We start from the raw sequence: 20,646 nt of genomic DNA on the forward strand, positions 1-20,646 counted from the left end.
ATCAGTTAATGAAATTTGTCGAATATTGACGAAACAGATAGAGATAAATAATAATATTTATTTGGAGGAGATTCTCAAATGAAGTCTACAGGTATTGTAAGAAAAGTTGATGAACTTGGCCGTGTCGTTATTCCAATCGAACTACGTCGTACATTAGGTATCGCTGAGAAAGATGCTTTGGAAATTTATGTGGATGACGAAAGAATCATCTTGAAGAAATATAAGCCAAGCATGACTTGCCAAATTACTGGTGAAGTTTCTGATGACAACATCAAGCTTGCGAATGGTAAATTAGTTCTTAGCCGTGAAGGTGCAGATCAGTTACTGAAAGAAATTCAGGAATCTTTACAATCAAAATAATTCTTTGCTATATGACAGGCCTGAGTCCATTCGACTCAGGCCTTTTTGTTGTGCCGTCATTCCACATGGTAAGCCTGGTAGACTTCCCGTTTAGGGAGAGATCTCTCTTTGGAGACTTGTTTGATGGCTTCCTTTGAAGACATGCTTTCTTCATCTACATAGTGCTGGACATGATCTTGCAGGGAGTAGCTGCTCCACCAAGCGTCTTCCTCCTCTTTCTCTTGTGGGCCTGCTCCTTCGATCAATAAGCAGAATTCACCCCGCACTTCTCCTTCATTCGCCCATTCGATCACTTCCCCGATTGAACCTCGAATGAACTCCTCGAACTTCTTCGTAAGCTCCCGGCAGATGACGATTTGTCTATTTCCTAAAGCCGCATATAATTCTTTTAATGTTTCTTTTAATCTGTGTGGCGATTCGTAAAGGATAAAGGTATCTTCCAACGACTTAAGTGTTTCAAGCTCAGCTCTTTTGTCTTTTTTTCCTCTATGCAGAAAACCGTGGAAATAAAATGGCTGAGGAGCTAAACCTGAAGCGATGAGAGCCGTAAGGGCGGCATTTGCCCCGGGCAGTGGAATGACGGCAATGTTGTGTTCGATTGCTTCTTTCACCAATTCATAACCAGGATCTGAGATCGATGGCATTCCTGCATCACTGACAAGGGCCACGAGCTCTCCCCTCTCCATTCGCTCAATCAATTTCTGTCCGCTCGTTTCTTTATTATGTTCATGGTAACTGATGATTGGTGTATCAATTTCAAAGTAATTGCACAGTTTCTTGGTATTCCTCGTATCCTCCGCTGCAATCACCGTCGCTTCCTTCATCATTCGGATGGCACGGAACGTCATATCCTCGAGATTTCCGATCGGTGTGGGGACAAGATACAGGCTTCCTTTTTCACTGTCCTGAAAACTTTTCTGTTGGTTCATGGTGATTATCACCTCCTGGATCATGTTTGGTGGTCCGATTTATGATTTCCATATAGCATATCATGTACTTCTTTAGTGTACTCATTCTGCTCATCGTACACATATAAAGGTGGAAGGATCTTTAGGTCCGGTTTCCCATCTTTTATTCCTTCTATTAATATCGTATTGGCCTCTCTCCCGGGCTTTGGATACACAAAGCGCAATCGCTTGGGCTCGAGACGATGTTTTCTCATCAATGAGAGAATATCCATCAAACGGCCGGGGCGGTGAACGAAGGAAGCCTTGCCTCCCTGTTTCAGCAAATAGCTGGACGCCTGGATGGTATCTTCAAGGGTGCATAAAATTTCGTGACGGGCAATCGCATAGTGCTCGTTCACATTTCGTTTATCTCCTGGCGGCGTATTGAAATAGGGAGGATTGCAGGTAACCACATCATAGTGAGAATGATGGAGGAGTTGGTCAATCTCCTTTACATCTCCTTTTTTCATCGTGATCTGATGTTGACGGTCATTATACTCGACACTCCGCTGGGCCATATCAAATAGACGCTCTTGGATTTCCACACCTGTTATGTGGACATTGGTTCTTGCACTAAGCAATAAGGGGATGATGCCGTTCCCTGAACATAAATCAACGACCTTACCCTTTTGGATCGGCAAATAGCTGAAGTGGGCCAAAAGGACCGCATCTGTTGAAAAGGAAAACACAGAAGGGCTTTGAATGATCCTCATGTTTTCAGCTAATAGATAATCTAAACGCTCATCTTCTTTTAACTCGACCATAGGCTTCCTCCATTTTTTTCTTCTATTATAACTGGTTACGGAGTAAATCACTAAAAAGGACCAATCCCACTATACGTGGATCAGTCCTTTTTATTTGTATTCTGTTCAGAAGAATGAAGTGTCCTTTATTTCTTATTTAAGAAGGAAAGGCAGAATAAGCAGTCTTCATCCTTCCGGGGACTTCCGAAATGTATGTTACAAATATGAAATCCTTCCTGGTATAATCGAGCAAGGTTGTCATAGCCTTCTCCGATATCCAGTGTTTTATCTTCTAAGTCTGACTCACTCGTCGTACCCGCATCGCTGTTTGTTTGTACCTTTTTTGGTGAGTTCTCTGTTTGTTCCAGTCTACGGCGCAAATGTTCATTTTCTAACTTTAGAGAATTATTTTCCTCTAACATTTCAGCTAGACATTGTTTGAGCTCACCTAATTGATGATACAAGTCACCAATTTGTTGTTCCATGTTACTGACTGAATCAAAGAACTCTTTCTTATCCACGACACTACACCCCGTTACTCTGTGGCTTGGAATGATACGGCACCTTCGTTCATAATTTCATCTAATGTGAATTCCAGAACCCGCTCTTCTTCTTTGATTTCCACCTGAAGAATACGTTCCAGAATATTAAGACCTACCACTTTACCTTTTCCATGAGGTGTCTTAATCACTTCTCCGATATCAGGTAATTCTTCTTTTGCTGCTTCATACTCATCATTCTCGTATTTCAGACAGCACATCAAACGTCCGCATAAACCTGAAATCTTCGTGGGATTAAGGGATAGATTTTGATCCTTCGCCATTTTGATGGACACAGGTTCAAAATCCCCTAAAAAGGTTGAACAACACAGCATGCGGCCACAAGGACCGATACCACCAAGCATTTTTGCTTCGTCTCGAACGCCAATCTGACGAAGTTCAATGCGCGTACGGAAAATGGAGGCCAGGTCTTTCACCAGCTCCCGGAAATCAACACGTCCATCAGCCGTAAAATAGAATATGACTTTATTACGATCGAATGTATATTCTACATCCACCAATTTCATATCCAATTGATGCTGATTAATTTTATCACAACATACGTTATAGGCTTCCGTTGCAGACGACTTGTTCTCGTCCACGATCAACCGGTCTTTTTGATCGGCGATCCGAATCACTTTTTTCAATGGAAGCACTACATCATTTTCTCCGACTTGCTTTCTCTCTACGACTACTTTTCCAAATTCGACTCCGCGGACCGTTTCAACGATTACATAACAATCTTTTTGAATGTCCAATTCACCCGGATCGAAATAATAGATTTTACCCGCTTTTTTAAAGCGAACTCCTACAACATCGTACAAAGGACCATCACCCCTGCAGTTTTAGCATAAGCTGTTCTACTAGCAGCTGCGAATTCATATTGGCGTTTAATTTGCGTTTTGCTTCAAGGATCACCGTCATATTAGTAGAAAGACGATTGGTTGATACTTGAAGTGCGTTGGATTTCCAGTTTTCCTTTTGGTCCGGGTACACGAGCTGTTCTTCTTTTCCTAACTGGATATGAAGTAAGTCTTTATATATTAGAAGTAAAAGATCCAATGCTCGATCGACTTGATCTTTTTCTTTGAAGTGCTGTACAAAATCCTCTTGTATTTTGACCATTGCTTGGAAGGGACTTTTCTGGAGGACTTCATATAATTTTAACACTATTATTCTTGCTTGTGCAAACCACTCATTTTGACATATTTCTACAGCTTCCTCATAATGGTTCGTCAAGTTGGCTGCAAGAGTGGCAAAGTGAGGCGGGATTCCCTCTTCCAATAACTGTTTGGTCAGCTGTTCTTTCGGTAACGGTTTAAATGAAACCGTCTGGCACCTGGAAAGAATGGTCGGCAGGATCCGATGAATATTTTCTGTGATGAGAATCGCGGTTGTATCCGCGAGCGGCTCTTCCAGAAACTTTAATAGGCTGTTTGCCGCATTCGCCGTCATCTTATCTCCGTGAACGATGATATAGATCTTCTTCTTGGATTCTACACCCGTCTTCGAAAATTCTTCTTGCAGACTTTTAATCTGATCCTTCTTGATAGATAGACCATCCGGCTCCACCACATGCAGATCCGGGTGATTCCCGTGATTGATCCTTCTGCAGTTGGAGCAGTCTTCACATGGCTTTCCGTCTACCCGGTTCAGGCATAATAATGCCTTGGCGAACAGCATGCTCATTTCTTTCTTTCGTGTCCCTTTTTCACCCTCGAATAAATAAGCATGAGCGACACGATCCTTCAATATACTATTCTGCAGCATCTGAAGGACGACTGGCTGAAATGGTTGTATCTCTTCAAACAACATGTCTTAACATCACTCTCTTACATATAAAGATTAATAAGCAGACCTTTTATTTCCCCGATTTTCCCTAATATATCAATGGACTTCTTTTCTTTATCCAATACATCCTCCGTTAAACCGACAAGATGCTGGTCCACCGTTTCGACGATATTCAGCTTTCGTCCCTCCCCATATTGATTCCAGGTATGGGACTGCTTCAGGTCCATTCCGAAGTCGACTGCTTCCCGTACAAACTTCTTGACCAATGTTTTATATTTGGCAAGATCTTTGAATGTCCTTGACTGGGCTAAACGGGTGCCGGCGTCCTCTATCGTGCCAAGAAGCTTATTAAGCTGGTCCATCTGCATTTTCTGATCATGTTTCTGAACGAGCTGACCGAACTTCACTTGACCGGTACTGCCCGTTCTCTGTTCTTTCGCAACACTATCCAAGGACACACGGTGGTCCTGATTAATTTTCATAGTGATTCAACCTCACTTTAAAACTGATGGAATTGTTCTACCGGGAGAACGAATACCGTTGCCCCGCCTACGGCCACTTCTACGGGATAAGGCACATAGGAATCTGCATTTCCACCCATAGGGGACACCGGTGCCACCATTTGATCACGTGACTGACAGTTTTCCTTAATAACCTGTAATGCTTTCTCCACACGAATATCCTCAGTACCAATAATGAACGTCGTATTTCCTGACTTCAAAAAGCCGCCGGTGCTCGCTAATTTTGTCGAACGAAAATTATGTTCCATCAGGGCATTAGACAAACGATTGCTATCCTTATCCTGTACAACTGCCATAATTACCTTCATGAATGAATTCCTCCGTTATAAAGCCATTTACTTCCTTCTATTATATCATTGAAAAGACTCCAATGCTTCATCTAAAAAAGAGACGGATGGCCGAGCAACGAATTTTTGCCCGGCCGTCCGTCTCTTCTACTAGTTTCATCTGTTTAAATAACCCGTCACGATTTCGTACGCATCAGCAAATACCGCTTCCTTACTCTTACTTGCATCGATGACTTGAATACGATCAGGATATTGTTCGATCAACTTCTGATACCCCTCCCGGACGCGAGTATGAAATTCAACCGATTCGAGATCCAAGCGATTCACTTCCCTGCCGTTATGCTTTGCAATTCTCTTTAATCCCTCTTCGGGATCAATGTCAAAATACAACGTGAGATCCGGCATCTTATCTTCAATCGCAAATTGATTGATATCCATGACTTCTTTCATCCCGATGCCACGGGCATTCCCCTGATAGGCGAGGGAACTGTCAATAAACCGGTCACAAATGACGATCCTGCCTGCTTTAAGTGCCGGAATCACTTTCTCCACCAGATGCTGACGTCTCGCAGCTGCATATAACAGTGCTTCCGTCCGTTTATCCATTTCTGTGTTCTTAGTATTTAATATGACTTCCCTGATCTGCTCAGCTATGGAAATACCACCAGGCTCCCTCGTCTGGACAACATCCAGGCCATCCTGCAGCAGTTGTTGATATAACTCTGATAATATCGTTGACTTCCCGGCTCCCTCGGGACCTTCAACGGTAATGAACAATCCTCTTGTCATTTGTTTCCCTCCGCTTTATCGATACACATACACACAATGGTCAGCCAATCGGTGATGCCCCTGTATGTTTGCCTTATTCCTTATATATTCGTTCAAACGCCGGATTACATCGGCAGTGATGCGTTCTCCCGGCACCAGTAAGGGGATACCCGGTGGATAAGGCGTCACCATTCCAGCGGAAACTTCTCCTTCTGCATTGTCCAGGGAAATCAACACTTCCACTTTCCCATCCATTTCCTCCACGGTTAATGCCAAGCTGGAAAAAGGGGGGTGCCTTCTCGAGCCAGCTATCCGCTCCATAGGAGTGACTTCCACCACAGGCTCATTCTCAAGCGCCTTGTTTATCCTGGTGATCGCTTCCGTATACGGAAACGAAAAACCTTTCTTTACTAAAGGAAGAATCAGCAGTACCTGATTCGGATCAGCAAGTTCAGCGTAGACACCTACAGATTCTAACAGCTCCTTTAAAACATAACCCGTCCGCCCTTCAAACTTCATGATCAACTTTAATGGATCATGTGCCTGTTGAACAATGAGCTGAGGATGGATCCGTTCAATCCCATCTATAAATTCGCGAACCTGCTCCAGTGTTTGATCCAAGTCCTCTTTTAAAAACGTCCCGACATAGGATCTCGCATAATCAAGGGATGCCATAATCGGATACGAAGGACTACTTGATTGTAGCATAGTTAAATAGTCTTTTACCTTATAGGCATCCACCCGGGTACTTCCAATATGTAAATACGATCCCATCGTCATGGCCGGAAGCATCTTATGAGCGGAATGAACAGCAATATCCGCCCCGCACTCCATGGAGGATTCGGGAAACGGCGGACCTATTGTAAAATGAGCACCATGAGCCTCATCAATGATACAGACGACATCATGCTTATGACACTCATCTATGATTTCTTTAAGATTGTATGTAAACCCATAATAAGTCGGATATGTGAGTACACAAGCTTTCACATGAGGGAATACGCTCATCGCTTCCTTTATATCATCCAACCGTATCCCAAGGGCGGTCCCCATGTCATCCCACTCTGTTTCAATGAAAACCGGAACAGCCTTGGCAAGCCTGATACCGTTCAGCACCGACTTATGACAGTTCCGCTGAACGAATACCGTATCCCCAGGTTCACAGGAAGCAAGGATCGCCGCAATATTCCCTACCGTACTTCCATTCACCAGAAAATGACTCACTAAAGACCCATATACATCCCCAAGCAATTCCTCCGCTTCCCGAATCGCCTCATGGGAATCATGTAAATCATCCAAACCACTTAATTCTGTAAGATCCGACTGATAAAATGGCTGATCCTGAACCAATAAACCGTTCTTATGCCCCGGCACATGAAATGAAATCGGTTGTGTGGACCGGTGCCTCTCGATCGCCTCAATCAGCGGGGTTCTTGTATGATCTCGCTTCATTCCATCTATCTCCTTAAAGTAAAATATCCATCCATATCGTATCATACCCATGCGGTCCCATGCTTCGGAGATTGCAAATTGTATTTAGATGAAGGTGAATCAACGAAACTCATAAACCATTAAAACGCTGACATCAAAAAAAAATCATAACCATGTATACCTTCTGGTTATGAGTAGATTTGAGGAGTATTCACTTTTTTCAGCCTTTGTATAAACGTTTTGTACAAAGGATCATTCGTTTCTGTGTGAACCATTTCCTTTTCACAATCTGTGCAGATAAACGATGTGTATAGATGGATTCCAACCTTCTTCTCAACGTGACAAACGATGCACTCTTCCAAAGCCGCCTTACGTTCCTGATTTAACATCGGGCCCTCCACCTCCATACAATCTATTCTGCCTCAAAACCACTAATTGTATACATAATTATAAACATTTCAACTGACAGAATAATCAAGTGTACTCTAATCTTATGTTGCCGTTAGCGAGTCTGTGTATGTCTCTATAAAAAAGATTGTGAAAAGATGTTGGTATACTGGTGACTGGAGATTATAAGTGTATTAGGTTGAGAGATGGAGAGGTTTTTCGAACAAATTTAATCAAAACCAAAAAAAGAGCAACCCCTAAGAGCTACTCTTTCTTCACATTTGCCTGGCGACGTCCTACTCTCACAGGGGGAGCCCCCAACGACCATCGGCACTGAAAGCTGCGGCTAGTGAAGAGCGGCGAATCTCTTCGTCCGCTTCACTCGTTCAGATCCTCGTGTGGGAGCCACACTCCGGTCTTCTCTCCCTCGCGTCCTCGACCTTCTTGCTCCTCCCTACCCTCGCACTGCGGTCTAGGAGAGATCTAATAAAACAATCATGTTCTTCGAACTTCAAATCAAACCAAAAAAGAGCAACTCCTAAGAGCTACTCTTTTTCCTATTTGCCTGGCGACGTCCTACTCTCACAGGGGGAGATCCCCCAACTACCATCGGCGCTGAAGAGCTTAACTTCCGTGTTCGGCATGGGAACGGGTGTGACCTCTTCGCCATTATCACCAGACGAATATTCAATTGAAGGGTTGTTCCTTCAAAACTAGATAAAGGATTGATGTCAAGAAAGCCGAGTATCGACCAATGTTTCATATAAATATGACTCTTTGTGGTTAAGTCCTCGATCGATTAGTATCAGTCAACTCCACATGTCGCCATGCTTCCATCTCTGACCTATCTACCTAGTCATCTTCTAGGGATCTTACTCACATACGTGATGGGAAATCTCATCTCGAGGGGGGCTTCATGCTTAGATGCTTTCAGCACTTATCCCTTCCGCACATAGCTACCCAGCGATGCCTTTGGCAAGACAACTGGTACACCAGCGGTGCGTCCATCCCGGTCCTCTCGTACTAAGGACAGCTCCTCTCAAATTTCCTGCGCCCACGACGGATAGGGACCGAACTGTCTCACGACGTTCTGAACCCAGCTCGCGTACCGCTTTAATGGGCGAACAGCCCAACCCTTGGGACCGACTACAGCCCCAGGATGCGATGAGCCGACATCGAGGTGCCAAACCTCCCCGTCGATGTGGACTCTTGGGGGAGATAAGCCTGTTATCCCCGGGGTAGCTTTTATCCGTTGAGCGATGGCCCTTCCATGCGGAACCACCGGATCACTAAGCCCGACTTTCGTCCCTGCTCGACTTGTAGGTCTCGCAGTCAAGCTCCCTTGTGCCTTTACACTCTGCGAATGATTTCCAACCATTCTGAGGGAACCTTTGGGCGCCTCCGTTACTCTTTAGGAGGCGACCGCCCCAGTCAAACTGCCCACCTGACACTGTCTCCCACCCCGATAAGGGGCGCGGGTTAGAATTTCAATACAGCCAGGGTAGTATCCCACCGATGCCTCCACCGAAGCTGGCGCTCCGGTTTCCAAGGCTCCTACCTATCCTGTACAAGCTGTACCAAAATTCAATATCAGGCTACAGTAAAGCTCCACGGGGTCTTTCCGTCCTGTCGCGGGTAACCTGCATCTTCACAGGTACTATAATTTCACCGAGTCTCTCGTTGAGACAGTGCCCAGATCGTTACGCCTTTCGTGCGGGTCGGAACTTACCCGACAAGGAATTTCGCTACCTTAGGACCGTTATAGTTACGGCCGCCGTTTACTGGGGCTTCGATTCGCACCTTCGCTTGCGCTAAGCACTCCTCTTAACCTTCCAGCACCGGGCAGGCGTCAGCCCCTATACTTCGCCTTACGGCTTCGCAGAGACCTGTGTTTTTGCTAAACAGTCGCCTGGGCCTATTCACTGCGGCTCTCTCGGGCTTGCACCCTACCAGAGCACCCCTTCTCCCGAAGTTACGGGGTCATTTTGCCGAGTTCCTTAACGAGAGTTCTCTCGCTCACCTTAGGATTCTCTCCTCGCCTACCTGTGTCGGTTTGCGGTACGGGCACCTTTTTCCTCGCTAGAGGCTTTTCTTGGCAGTGTGGAATCAGGAACTTCGCTACTATAATTCGCTCGCTGTCACAGCTCAGCCTTCACGATGATGGGATTTGCCTCATCATCAGCCTAACTGCTTAGACGCACATATCCAGCAGTGCGCTTACCCTATCCTCCTGCGTCCCCCCATTGCTCAAACGGAAAAGAGGTGGTACAGGAATATCAACCTGTTGTCCATCGTCTACGCCTATCGGCCTCGACTTAGGTCCCGACTAACCCTGAGCGGACGAGCCTTCCTCAGGAAACCTTAGGCATTCGGTGGATGGGATTCTCACCCATCTTTCGCTACTCATACCGGCATTCTCACTTCTAAGCACTCCACCAGTCCTTACGGTCTAGCTTCGCAGTCCTTAGAACGCTCTCCTACCACTGACACCTAGAGGTGTCAATCCACAGCTTCGGTGATACGTTTAGCCCCGGTACATTTTCGGCGCAGAGTCACTCGACCAGTGAGCTATTACGCACTCTTTAAATGGTGGCTGCTTCTAAGCCAACATCCTGGTTGTCTAAGCAACTCCACATCCTTTTCCACTTAACGTATACTTTGGGACCTTAGCTGGTGGTCTGGGCTGTTTCCCTTTCGACTACGGATCTTATCACTCGCAGTCTGACTCCCATGGATAAGTCTTTGGCATTCGGAGTTTGTCTGAATTCGGTAACCCGATGAGGGCCCCTAGTCCAAACAGTGCTCTACCTCCAAGACTCTTACACATGAGGCTAGCCCTAAAGCTATTTCGGAGAGAACCAGCTATCTCCAAGTTCGATTGGAATTTCTCCGCTACCCACACCTCATCCCCGCACTTTTCAACGTGCGTGGGTTCGGACCTCCATTCAGTGTTACCTGAACTTCATCCTGGACATGGGTAGATCACCTGGTTTCGGGTCTACGACCACATACTCAAATCGCCCTATTCAGACTCGCTTTCGCTGCGGCTCCGTCTTATCAACTTAACCTTGCATGGGATCGTAACTCGCCGGTTCATTCTACAAAAGGCACGCCATCACCCGTTAACGGGCTCTGACTACTTGTAGGCACACGGTTTCAGGTTCTATTTCACTCCCCTTCCGGGGTGCTTTTCACCTTTCCCTCACGGTACTGGTTCACTATCGGTCACTAGGGAGTATTTAGCCTTGGGAGATGGTCCTCCCAGCTTCCGACGGGATTTCACGTGTCCCGCCGTACTCAGGATCCACTCAAGAGGGAATGAAGTTTCAACTACAGGGTTGTTACCTTCTTTGACGAGCCTTTCCAGACTTCTTCGTCTACTCCATTCCTTTGTAACTCCGTATAGAGTGTCCTACAACCCCAAGAGGCAAGCCTCTTGGTTTGGGCTATATCCCGTTTCGCTCGCCGCTACTCAGGGAATCGCAATTGCTTTCTCTTCCTCCAGGTACTTAGATGTTTCAGTTCCCTGGGTCTGCCTTCCATACTCTATGTATTCAAGTAAGGATATTGTTCCATTACGAACAATGGGTTCCCCCATTCGGAAATCTCTGGATCAAAGCTCACTTACAGCTCCCCAAAGCATATCGGTGTTAGTCCCGTCCTTCGTCGGCTCCTAGTGCCAAGGCATCCACCGTGCGCCCTTCATAACTTAACCGAATTGGTTGTTACATCAGGTTTAAAACCTAAAATGGCGATACTCGGTAATTTCTTGACTATCAATTTATCTTTATCTAGTTTTCAAAGAACAATCATGGATCTCGGAAGAGATCGTATGGTTAGATATTTTGCTGACGCAAAAATCTTTGGTGGAGCCTAGCGGGATCGAACCGCTGACCTCCTGCGTGCAAAGCAGGCGCTCTCCCAGCTGAGCTAAGGCCCCGTTTAATGAGAATATGGTGGGCCTAAGTGGACTCGAACCACCGACCTCACGCTTATCAGGCGTGCGCTCTAACCAGCTGAGCTATAGGCCCATATTCCATAAAAATGAATGATAAGCAATGCTTACCATTGTTTGTTTGATGATTGAACCATCAAAACTGAACAAAACTTCGACGCGTCAAACGTTTTAGTAAATCTTCCTTAGAAAGGAGGTGATCCAGCCGCACCTTCCGATACGGCTACCTTGTTACGACTTCACCCCAATCATCTGTCCCACCTTAGGCGGCTGGCTCCAAAAGGTTACCTCACCGACTTCGGGTGTTACAAACTCTCGTGGTGTGACGGGCGGTGTGTACAAGGCCCGGGAACGTATTCACCGCGGCATGCTGATCCGCGATTACTAGCGATTCCAGCTTCATGTAGGCGAGTTGCAGCCTACAATCCGAACTGAGAACGGTTTTATGGGATTGGCTAAACCTCGCGGTCTCGCTGCCCTTTGTACCGTCCATTGTAGCACGTGTGTAGCCCAGGTCATAAGGGGCATGATGATTTGACGTCATCCCCACCTTCCTCCGGTTTGTCACCGGCAGTCATCTTAGAGTGCCCAACTGAATGCTGGCAACTAAGATCAAGGGTTGCGCTCGTTGCGGGACTTAACCCAACATCTCACGACACGAGCTGACGACAACCATGCACCACCTGTCACTCTGTCCCCCGAAGGGGAAAGCCCTATCTCTAGGGTTGTCAGAGGATGTCAAGACCTGGTAAGGTTCTTCGCGTTGCTTCGAATTAAACCACATGCTCCACCGCTTGTGCGGGCCCCCGTCAATTCCTTTGAGTTTCAGTCTTGCGACCGTACTCCCCAGGCGGAGTGCTTAATGCGTTAGCTGCAGCACTAAGGGGCGGAAACCCCCTAACACTTAGCACTCATCGTTTACGGCGTGGACTACCAGGGTATCTAATCCTGTTTGCTCCCCACGCTTTCGCGCCTCAGTGTCAGTTACAGACCAGAAAGTCGCCTTCGCCACTGGTGTTCCTCCAAATATCTACGCATTTCACCGCTACACTTGGAATTCCACTTTCCTCTTCTGCACTCAAGTTCCCCAGTTTCCAATGACCCTCCACGGTTGAGCCGTGGGCTTTCACATCAGACTTAAGGAACCACCTGCGCGCGCTTTACGCCCAATAATTCCGGACAACGCTTGCCACCTACGTATTACCGCGGCTGCTGGCACGTAGTTAGCCGTGGCTTTCTGGTTAGGTACCGTCAAGGTGCCGCCCTATTTGAACGGCACTTGTTCTTCCCTAACAACAGAGCTTTACGATCCGAAAACCTTCATCACTCACGCGGCGTTGCTCCGTCAGACTTTCGTCCATTGCGGAAGATTCCCTACTGCTGCCTCCCGTAGGAGTCTGGGCCGTGTCTCAGTCCCAGTGTGGCCGATCACCCTCTCAGGTCGGCTACGCATCGTTGCCTTGGTGAGCCGTTACCTCACCAACTAGCTAATGCGCCGCGGGTCCATCTGTAAGTGGTAGCCGAAGCCACCTTTCAACATTTCCTCATGCGAGGAAATGAGTTATCCGGTATTAGCCCCGGTTTCCCGGAGTTATCCCAGTCTTACAGGCAGGTTACCCACGTGTTACTCACCCGTCCGCCGCTGATATCAGGGAGCAAGCTCCCATCAATCCGCTCGACTTGCATGTATTAGGCACGCCGCCAGCGTTCGTCCTGAGCCAGGATCAAACTCTCCGATAAAAGTTTGAATAGCTCTTTAAAAATAAATCTAGAATTAACGTTGACGTATTGTCTTGTTTTGTTCAGTTTTCAAGGTTCAATGTTTTGTTGGGCTCTCTTGAGCACCTCTTAAATATAACATTTTTCGATATGAAGCGTCAAGCTTTTTTTGGAATTTGTTTCTCGCCTTGTTTTGGCGACAAGGAATATAATAGCATCTTATACTAATGAGCGTCAATACTATTTTTGCATCTTTTACTAATTATTTCAGAATATGCTTTCCTTTCTGCCCGATCCACTCTATTAAAAGGAGGCGCTTAATGAAATGGTTAACGGGTTTCACCCTTTATTTTAAAAGAAGGTGTGGCATTCTTATAAGAATGCCACACCTTCTACCACTCATTTCGATATGCTTTCCAATACACTCTGTCGCTCATCCCTGCTTACTGTCCCGCATCCTGATTTACATGTTTTGTTTAAAGCACATGTACCGCATTTGCCTTGGCGGCTTTTCTTAAAGAAGGATAAGACCATCCAAGTGGCATATCCAAAGATGAGAAGTCCGACAATTATACTGAAAATCATGATAGAACCTCCTATCAAAAAATGAACTGACCTACTCTGTATACGATGAAAGCTACAATATAGGCGACTATAAACGAATAGACAATCGATAACAGGGTCAACTTCATACTCCCTGTTTCTTTCTTCATGATGGCAACCGTTGCTAAACATGGTGTATACAACAAAATAAAGACTAAGAATGTATAGGCAGCGAGCGGAGTGTAGAATTGAGGAAGTAGATGAGCCAATGTCTCCCCTGCCGGTACATGATATAGAATATTCATGGTCGAAACAACGACTTCCTTCGCTAAGAAACCTGTGAATAATGCAGATACCGCTTGCCATGAAGCAAAGCCGAGCGGTGCAAAGACAGGCGCAAATACTCCACTGACGATCGCCATGAAGCTTTCGTCAATCGGCACACCCGCTCCATTCGGTCCTAAATAGGAAAAGAGCCAGATAAATACCGTTCCCCCAAAGATAAAGGTACCCGCTTTACGTACAAACCCTTTTCCCTTATCCCACGTACTCCTTATTAAATGTAAAGGTTGCGGGACATTATATGGAGGAAGCTCCATAACAAAGTATGATTTCTCATTTTTTAAAAAGAAAGAAAAGACCTTGGCTACCAAAATGGCTACAACGATCCCTAACACGTAGAGGGATAACACGATAATGGCTTGATGCTCACTAAAGAATGCTGCAACAAACAGAGCATACACAGACAATCTTGCCGAACAAGACATAAATGGTGAAATAAGGATGGTCAGAAGTCTCTCTTTAGGCTGCTCAATCGTACGCGCTGCCATGATGGAAGGTACGTTGCATCCAAATCCAATAATCAGTGGAATGAATGCTTTCCCATTTAGTCCTATGAATTCCATCAGTCTGTCCATCACCACAGCGACACGGGCCATATACCCAGAGTCCTCCAATAAAGAAATAAAGAAGAACAGGATAAAGATTTGCGGAACGAACACAAGGACTCCACCAACACCGGCGATGATTCCCTCCAGGATGACAGCCTTGATGAATGGCAAGGCATTCACTTGATCCAGTAGATATCGGGCACCGGCTGTCAACGGCCCGGCAAAAAAGGAATCAAGGGCATCTGAGATCGGTGTTCCCAGCCAACCGAATGTCAATTGAAAGACGACAAGTAAGACTAATAGAAAGAATGGGATTCCAAATATCGGGTGTGTAGCAATATGATCGAGCCAGGCAGTCAGTGGAAGACTCTCTTGCTTTTTTTCTTCTTTTGTTACTTGAACGACGATTTTTTGAATAAACGACTTCCGGGTGGCATAAAGAGATTCCTCCAGGGAATGTCCAGCCTCTTTTAAAAGAATGGCTTCAGTCTCCTCTTTCACCGCCTCCATACCGGGATACGATTCGTTCAACGTCTGCTGAACCAGCTCATTCCCGATAAGATACTGAATCGCCACCCAGCGTTTCTTCGGATCTCCTTCTTTTCCCATTAAATTGAGAAGCTTCGAAATGGCTGCTTCCACCACAGGACCATAATCAAGGGTAAATAGAGAAGCCGGTTCAAGGGGCCGTTCCCGGAAGAGCTGAATGATTTCATCGCAGCCTTTGCCTTTTCGGGCGATGGCAGAATAACTCTTCACCCCTAAAAGCTCTCCCAGAAGCTGCACATCCACCTTGATCCCACGCTTTTCCGCGAGGTCCATCATATTAAGGACAATCGCAGTCGGAAGATTCGTCTCCAGTAATTCGATTGTTAAATACAAACTGCGTTCCAGCTGATTGGCATTCACGATATTAAGGATTTGCCCGGCTTCTTCCTGCAATAGTGCCATCGATGCCACCCGTTCATCATGAGACAGGGGGTTGAGTGAATATACACCGGGTAAGTCAATTAACGATTGAACAGAATCCTTGATCCGACCAACCTTTTTCTCTACCGTCACTCCACTCCAGTTGCCGACATATTCATAGGAGCCGGTAATCTGATTAAACAAGGATGTTTTACCGGTGTTCGGATTTCCCAAGAGTGCCGTTTCCATTATATCCGTGCTCCTTTGATGCAATTTGTATCTTTTCTCCGGATCCCCACACGCTGACCTGAGCATTCCAACAGACACGGGCCGCCAAACAGGCAATAACGGATGACCTTGACCTCACTGCCCTCACACACTCCCATATCCTTTAATCGACGCTTAACAAATGGGTGAAGCTCTGTTAAGTCTACTATTTGAAACGATTCATTCCTTTGGATCTGACTTAGGTTCATGGTGTATCACCTCATATATTTAAATCGATACTGATATTCATTATCATTTATAATTCAATTTTAATAGAATACAGCCAATTCGTAAAGGTAAGAATGAATCGCTTCCAATTTAAAGGGGATCGGAGGGGGATTATAGAAGAGTATGATAGAGAAAGTTGAATGGTTGAGAGGAGAATGAGATGTGAAAGAAGTTGTTCGTGCAATACAGGATGACTACCCCGATGATTTTTCGTGGTGTTACGGGTGTGGCCGACTAAATAAAGAGGGGCATCATTTCCGCACGGGAGTTGAAGGGGATCAAACCGTCACCATTTATACTCCAAAGCTGGAACACACTGCTTTACCGGGCTTTGTGTATGGCGGATTGATTGCATCTTTAATCGATTGTCACGGCACCGGTTCAGCGGCAATCGCCCTTCACCGGAAAAATGGGGGGGAGATCGGGGACGGTCAGGAACCTCCCCGCTTCGTGACGGCTTCCTTACAAGTTGATTTCATGAAACCGACTCCACACAATATTCCATTAAAAGCAGTAGGAACGGTTCACGAGGTTCATCCTAAGAAGTTCAGAGTGGAAACAGAAGTGTTTGCAGAGGGGAGTCTATGTGCACGGGGAGAAGTAGTAGCGGTAGTGATGCCAAAAACATTCGTCAAATAAAAAGCAGTCAAGACCCGGGTAACCTTCACCTGGATCTTGACTGCTTTACCAATCGGCTATTACTGATGATTATAATATCCACATTTGAATCACCGTAAGTCCCACTACCCCCGGAATACCCAATATCCCTGAAATAGATGAGGTGGCGACGTTAATCGGAACATGAATTCCGTACTGACTACCAAAAGCGTTCAGGAAAAATAAAAATAGTGCTCCGATCATGACCTTCATGGCGACTTGTCCAACAAACCGAAGTGGCTTGATGGGCGTCCCCGTCGCTAACAGCAGTACAATCAGTCCGCTGATCACCGCTATGACGATAACTGGGCTCATACCCTTCTCTCCTCTCAACAAAGAACATATATAGTCTCTTATTGAAAGGATATGATGGTTGTCTACCTTTTTATGACGATCTTTCTATGTTTCGCTTCCCTAAAAAGAAAAAAATATTTGGCTTCTGCAATTTTCGAATGACAGTGGATGTTCAGATTATAATCCACACTCATCTCTTCTATGGAACGCTGCTGATTCCACTGATCCTTTGTTTCGTCTAAAACGTGAAGTAAGGATTGGTCATACTCTTTTTTCAGCTTTCCTTTTTTCCTGAAAAACATAGGTATCCTCTCCTTCGTTAAACGTCTCTTCTTCCTTCCAGGGCCTTCGATAACGTTACTTCGTCTGCGTACTCCAAGTCTCCGCCTACAGGAAGTCCGTGGGCGATCCTTGTGATCCTAATACCCGATGGTTTGACGAGTCGGGAGATGTACATGGCTGTCGCTTCCCCTTCGATATTGGGGTTGGTTGCCAGGATGACTTCCTGGACTTCATCACTTTGAAGACGTTTGATGAGGTCAGGTACATTAATGTCTTCAGGTCCGATCCCATCCATTGGGGAGATCGCTCCATGAAGCACATGATATTGTCCGTTATATTCTTTCATCTTCTCCATAGCGATGACATCCTTGGGATCCTGTACGACACAGATGATGCTGCGATCACGCCTTTGATCCTCACAGATATAACAGGGATCTTGATCCGTTATGTGGCCGCAGACGGAGCAGTAACTCAAGTTACGTTTTGCATTGACCAGCGCTTTCGCAAAGTCCAATACGGTATCCTCTTTCATACTAAGAACAAAAAAAGCCAGGCGGGCCGCAGTTTTCGGCCCGATTCCCGGCAGTTTCATAAAGCTGTCGATCAGCTTTGATATAGGCTCAGGATAATGCATATGTTTGCCTCCTAGAACATTCCCGGTAGATTCATTCCTTTAGTGAACTGACCCATGGTTGAGTTCGTTAGTTCGTCCGCTTTCTTCAGTGCATCGTTCGTTGCTGCAAGAACTAAGTCTTGTAACATTTCTACATCATCCGGATCAACCGCTTCTTCGTTGATTTTCACGTCAATGACTTGTTTGTGGCCGGACACAATAACTGTTACCATACCGCCGCCTGCTGTTCCTTCGATTTGCTTTTCACCCAGTTCTTCCTGAGCTTCCGCCATCTTCTTTTGCATTTTTTGCATCTGTTTCATCATGTTTTGCATATTTCCATTTCCACGCATCATCATCATTACCTCCAGTTTATTATTGAAAATATTAATCGTTAAGTTCTATTAAATCCATACCGACCAGCTTTTCAGCTTCCGTTAAGAGAGAATCTTCCTCTTGATCCCCGCTGGATGAATCCCCGTCCTCTGTTTTCGAATTCCGGATGAAGTCTTCCCTTATGGACATCCACTGATCCTCGGGAATTCCAATAGCCGCATAGCTATTTCCCGTTAATTCTTCCAAGATGGAAGCAATCGCGGAAGTAAAAGCTTGATTCTCCATTGCCATCTGACAATGGATGTCATATTTGAATTTTAACACAAATGAGCCGTTTGTTGCTGCTACAGGTTCAGCATCATTTAATAATGCAGACTGCGAACGCATCTGACGCTGATTAAGGGTTTCCACCATGTCTCCCCAACGGCTCTTGATCAGATTCAGATCTTCTTTCGTGGCCGTTCGGAGCACTTCCTGAATCTTACCGGTAGGGGCACGGAATCCTTTCTTCGCCCTGATCGGTTTTTTCGCAGCTTGTGCAGCGGGCTCCGCTTGGACCTTGACTCCATTTGCCTTCAGCTGTTCGACCTCTTTTTCAAGAAGGTTGATCTTTTTCATCAAGTCATTTACTTCCGGTGAAGAAGCCGATACGGGCGCTTCCATCTGACAAAGCTTCACAATGGAAACCTCCAGATAAATCCGGGCATGGTTCGTAAATTTCATTTCCTGACCGGCCTGATTCAGTACGTCAATGTACTGATAGATCTGTCCAGGCTGGGTACGCTCTGCCAATTCTTTAAAATCATCGTCGAGCATGACCCGTTCCAGTGATTCCTCCAGGTTCGGTGCGGTCTGGTATAACAGCATGTCCCGGAAATAAAGGATGAAGTCCTCTGCGAACCTCGCCGGATCCTTCCCTTGAAACAAGAGCTCTTCCAATGCCCCTAAACCAGTTGTAACATCTCGTTCCAGAATGGCCTTTGCCAGGGTATTCAAGTAACCTTGAGACACGGCTCCCGTTACCGTCAGGGCATCGTCGACCGTGACCCGGTCCTGACTGAAGGAGATCGCCTGATCGAGAAGGCTGAGAGCATCCCGCATCCCGCCCTCGGCAGCCCTTGCGATGATCGTCAAGGCATTTTCTTCAAAATTCACGCCGGATTCTGTGGCAATATGACTCATTCTTCCCACGATATCCATGGCGGTGATCCGTTTGAAGTCAAATCGCTGACAGCGCGAAATGATGGTCAGGGGAATCTTATGGGGTTCGGTCGTCGCCAGGATGAATATGACATGCTTAGGCGGCTCCTCCAATGTTTTCAGAAGCGCATTGAATGCCCCGATGGACAGCATATGAACTTCATCGATGATGTAGACTTTATACTCGACAACGTTTGGAGAATATTTGACTTTATCCCGGATGTCCCGGATCTCCTCCACCCCGTTATTGGAGGCGGCATCGATTTCAATGACATCAGGGATCGAACCGTCCGTGATCCCTATACATGCATCGCACTCATTACAAGGTTCCACTACAGGTGAACGCTCACAGTTAACGGCTTTTGCCAGGATCTTCGCTGCACTCGTCTTCCCTGTCCCTCTTGGTCCCGAGAATAAATAGGCATGGGAAATCTTTTGATGAAGGAGGGCATTTTGCAACGTTTTCGTTACATGCTGCTGTCCCACTACATCAATAAATGACTGAGGACGCCACACACGATATAAAGCTTGATATGCCAAAATACTCCCCCCTCTTTTTATGTACTATAGTGTCTCTATTATAACGTAATGTAAATCCCTTTTACAAAGAAAACCGGAGATCATTTTAAACCTTTGCACAAACAAAAAACTCACCCGGAAATGGATGAGTTGTTGTATATAAGTTAAACTGCCGTGCACCTTTCGTCGACAAGCATCCATAGGCGTTACTCAAGCAGTTAGCTCGGCCCAGGCAACCCTGCGGCACATGGGAGCTTCCACTTAATGCTGCTTCCTTCCGGACCTGACATGGTTCATGGATTCCCATTGCGCAGGACCCAGGCGTCAACACCACTTACTTGAGGCAGGCCCTACAGAGTGCGAGCCTCGGAAAGGAATTCGGTCTCGCTAGAGCGGATTGCGAGTACAGGGCACCGCTACCTCCCCACCTAGCACGGCAAAATTGATACCATATTTAGTT

20 protein-coding genes, 2 tRNA genes, 3 rRNA genes and 1 other RNA gene are annotated in these 20,646 nt (G+C 46.1%); 2 read left to right on the forward strand and 24 right to left on the reverse strand.

Annotated elements, in window-relative coordinates; translation table 11 throughout:
- Positions 1 to 78: 78 nt before the first annotated feature.
- The gene (locus N5C46_RS14450) at positions 79 to 360 is read left to right on the forward strand and encodes a transition state genes transcriptional regulator AbrB (protein ID WP_034762946.1); all 282 of its coding nucleotides are present in this window, start codon (positions 79 to 81) and stop codon (positions 358 to 360) included.
- Positions 361 to 416: 56 nt separating this feature from the next.
- On the opposite strand, the gene rsmI is transcribed toward N5C46_RS14450, so the two are convergent.
- The 18 genes from rsmI to N5C46_RS14540 all read right to left on the reverse strand — a co-directional run bounded on the left by rsmI (position 417) and on the right by N5C46_RS14540 (position 16,266).
- Positions 417 to 1,289 carry a 16S rRNA (cytidine(1402)-2'-O)-methyltransferase gene (rsmI, locus tag N5C46_RS14455; RefSeq protein WP_261749142.1) on the reverse strand — a complete coding sequence of 291 codons (873 nt, stop codon included), beginning with the start codon at positions 1,287 to 1,289 and terminating at the stop codon, positions 417 to 419.
- A gap of 20 nt (positions 1,290 to 1,309) precedes the next feature.
- Complete coding sequence (locus N5C46_RS14460; protein WP_034762943.1) at positions 1,310 to 2,071, reverse strand: tRNA1(Val) (adenine(37)-N6)-methyltransferase; 762 nt, start codon at positions 2,069 to 2,071, stop codon at positions 1,310 to 1,312.
- Between the two features lie 125 nt (positions 2,072 to 2,196).
- Positions 2,197 to 2,571, reverse strand: coding sequence for a DNA replication initiation control protein YabA (gene yabA / locus N5C46_RS14465; RefSeq protein ID WP_034762941.1), 375 nt, complete (start codon positions 2,569 to 2,571; stop codon positions 2,197 to 2,199).
- A gap of 14 nt (positions 2,572 to 2,585) precedes the next feature.
- On the reverse strand, positions 2,586 to 3,413 hold the full coding sequence (locus tag N5C46_RS14470; RefSeq protein WP_061810607.1) for a PSP1 domain-containing protein: 828 nt from the start codon (positions 3,411 to 3,413) through the stop codon (positions 2,586 to 2,588).
- 7 nt (positions 3,414 to 3,420) lie between these two features.
- Positions 3,421 to 4,404, reverse strand: a complete 984-nt coding sequence (gene holB / locus N5C46_RS14475; protein WP_261749143.1) for a DNA polymerase III subunit delta' — start codon at positions 4,402 to 4,404, stop codon at positions 3,421 to 3,423.
- Positions 4,405 to 4,421: 17 nt separating this feature from the next.
- Positions 4,422 to 4,862, reverse strand: coding sequence for a YaaR family protein (locus tag N5C46_RS14480; RefSeq protein ID WP_261749144.1), 441 nt, complete (start codon positions 4,860 to 4,862; stop codon positions 4,422 to 4,424).
- Between the two features lie 17 nt (positions 4,863 to 4,879).
- Entirely contained in the window at positions 4,880 to 5,209 is a 330-nt protein-coding gene (locus N5C46_RS14485) for a cyclic di-AMP receptor DarA (protein ID WP_034762933.1), read from the reverse strand.
- A gap of 135 nt (positions 5,210 to 5,344) precedes the next feature.
- Complete coding sequence (tmk, locus tag N5C46_RS14490; protein WP_261749145.1) at positions 5,345 to 5,977, reverse strand: dTMP kinase; 633 nt, start codon at positions 5,975 to 5,977, stop codon at positions 5,345 to 5,347.
- A gap of 15 nt (positions 5,978 to 5,992) precedes the next feature.
- Entirely contained in the window at positions 5,993 to 7,408 is a 1,416-nt protein-coding gene (locus tag N5C46_RS14495; RefSeq protein WP_261749146.1) for an aminotransferase class I/II-fold pyridoxal phosphate-dependent enzyme, read from the reverse strand.
- 167 nt (positions 7,409 to 7,575) lie between these two features.
- Positions 7,576 to 7,776 carry a sigma factor G inhibitor Gin gene (locus N5C46_RS14500; RefSeq protein WP_034762928.1) on the reverse strand — a complete coding sequence of 67 codons (201 nt, stop codon included), beginning with the start codon at positions 7,774 to 7,776 and terminating at the stop codon, positions 7,576 to 7,578.
- Between the two features lie 561 nt (positions 7,777 to 8,337).
- Positions 8,338 to 8,454 (reverse strand): 5S ribosomal RNA (gene rrf / locus N5C46_RS14505).
- A gap of 99 nt (positions 8,455 to 8,553) precedes the next feature.
- Positions 8,554 to 11,489, reverse strand: a 23S ribosomal RNA gene (locus tag N5C46_RS14510).
- Positions 11,490 to 11,638: 149 nt separating this feature from the next.
- Positions 11,639 to 11,714, reverse strand: a tRNA-Ala gene (locus N5C46_RS14515).
- A gap of 14 nt (positions 11,715 to 11,728) precedes the next feature.
- Positions 11,729 to 11,805: transfer RNA gene (locus N5C46_RS14520), tRNA-Ile, on the reverse strand.
- Between the two features lie 113 nt (positions 11,806 to 11,918).
- Positions 11,919 to 13,469, reverse strand: a 16S ribosomal RNA gene (locus N5C46_RS14525).
- The 16S, 23S and 5S rRNA genes sit together here with 2 tRNA genes alongside, the layout of an rRNA operon.
- A 378-nt stretch (positions 13,470 to 13,847) precedes the next feature.
- Positions 13,848 to 14,033: a FeoB-associated Cys-rich membrane protein gene (locus N5C46_RS14530; RefSeq protein WP_229597404.1), complete on the reverse strand. Its 186-nt coding sequence runs from the start codon at positions 14,031 to 14,033 to the stop codon at positions 13,848 to 13,850.
- A 14-nt stretch (positions 14,034 to 14,047) separates the two neighbouring features.
- Positions 14,048 to 16,039 (reverse strand): ferrous iron transport protein B, encoded by a 1,992-nt coding sequence (gene feoB, locus N5C46_RS14535; protein ID WP_261749147.1) that lies wholly within the window; start codon positions 16,037 to 16,039, stop codon positions 14,048 to 14,050.
- Positions 16,039 to 16,266, reverse strand: a complete 228-nt coding sequence (locus N5C46_RS14540) for a FeoA family protein (RefSeq protein WP_261749148.1) — start codon at positions 16,264 to 16,266, stop codon at positions 16,039 to 16,041. Before N5C46_RS14540 ends, feoB begins: the two co-directional genes overlap by 1 nt.
- A 181-nt stretch (positions 16,267 to 16,447) precedes the next feature.
- On the opposite strand from N5C46_RS14540, the gene N5C46_RS14545 reads away from it, so the two are divergent.
- Positions 16,448 to 16,924 carry a PaaI family thioesterase gene (locus N5C46_RS14545; protein WP_261749149.1) on the forward strand — a complete coding sequence of 159 codons (477 nt, stop codon included), beginning with the start codon at positions 16,448 to 16,450 and terminating at the stop codon, positions 16,922 to 16,924.
- 69 nt (positions 16,925 to 16,993) lie between these two features.
- Here the strand turns inward: N5C46_RS14545 and N5C46_RS14550 are convergent, their stop codons facing one another.
- The 6 genes from N5C46_RS14550 to ffs form a co-directional block, all read right to left on the reverse strand.
- Positions 16,994 to 17,257: a pro-sigmaK processing inhibitor BofA family protein gene (locus tag N5C46_RS14550; RefSeq protein ID WP_034766123.1), complete on the reverse strand. Its 264-nt coding sequence runs from the start codon at positions 17,255 to 17,257 to the stop codon at positions 16,994 to 16,996.
- A 62-nt stretch (positions 17,258 to 17,319) separates the two neighbouring features.
- On the reverse strand, positions 17,320 to 17,538 hold the full coding sequence (locus tag N5C46_RS14555; RefSeq protein ID WP_261749150.1) for a YaaL family protein: 219 nt from the start codon (positions 17,536 to 17,538) through the stop codon (positions 17,320 to 17,322).
- Between the two features lie 17 nt (positions 17,539 to 17,555).
- The gene (recR, locus tag N5C46_RS14560; RefSeq protein WP_034766119.1) at positions 17,556 to 18,152 is read right to left on the reverse strand and encodes a recombination mediator RecR; all 597 of its coding nucleotides are present in this window, start codon (positions 18,150 to 18,152) and stop codon (positions 17,556 to 17,558) included.
- 11 nt (positions 18,153 to 18,163) lie between these two features.
- A complete protein-coding gene (locus N5C46_RS14565; protein WP_375162873.1) occupies positions 18,164 to 18,490 on the reverse strand; it encodes a YbaB/EbfC family nucleoid-associated protein in 327 nt (108 codons plus the stop codon).
- Between the two features lie 28 nt (positions 18,491 to 18,518).
- On the reverse strand, positions 18,519 to 20,207 hold the full coding sequence (gene dnaX, locus N5C46_RS14570; protein ID WP_261749151.1) for a DNA polymerase III subunit gamma/tau: 1,689 nt from the start codon (positions 20,205 to 20,207) through the stop codon (positions 18,519 to 18,521).
- A gap of 151 nt (positions 20,208 to 20,358) precedes the next feature.
- Positions 20,359 to 20,623, reverse strand: an RNA gene (gene ffs, locus N5C46_RS14575) — signal recognition particle sRNA large type.
- Positions 20,624 to 20,646: the final 23 nt, after the last annotated feature.

Origin of the sequence: Rossellomorea vietnamensis (genome assembly GCF_025398035.1) — a bacterium.
In the GTDB taxonomy this organism is placed as follows: Bacteria; Bacillota; Bacilli; order Bacillales; family Bacillaceae_B; genus Rossellomorea; species Rossellomorea vietnamensis_B.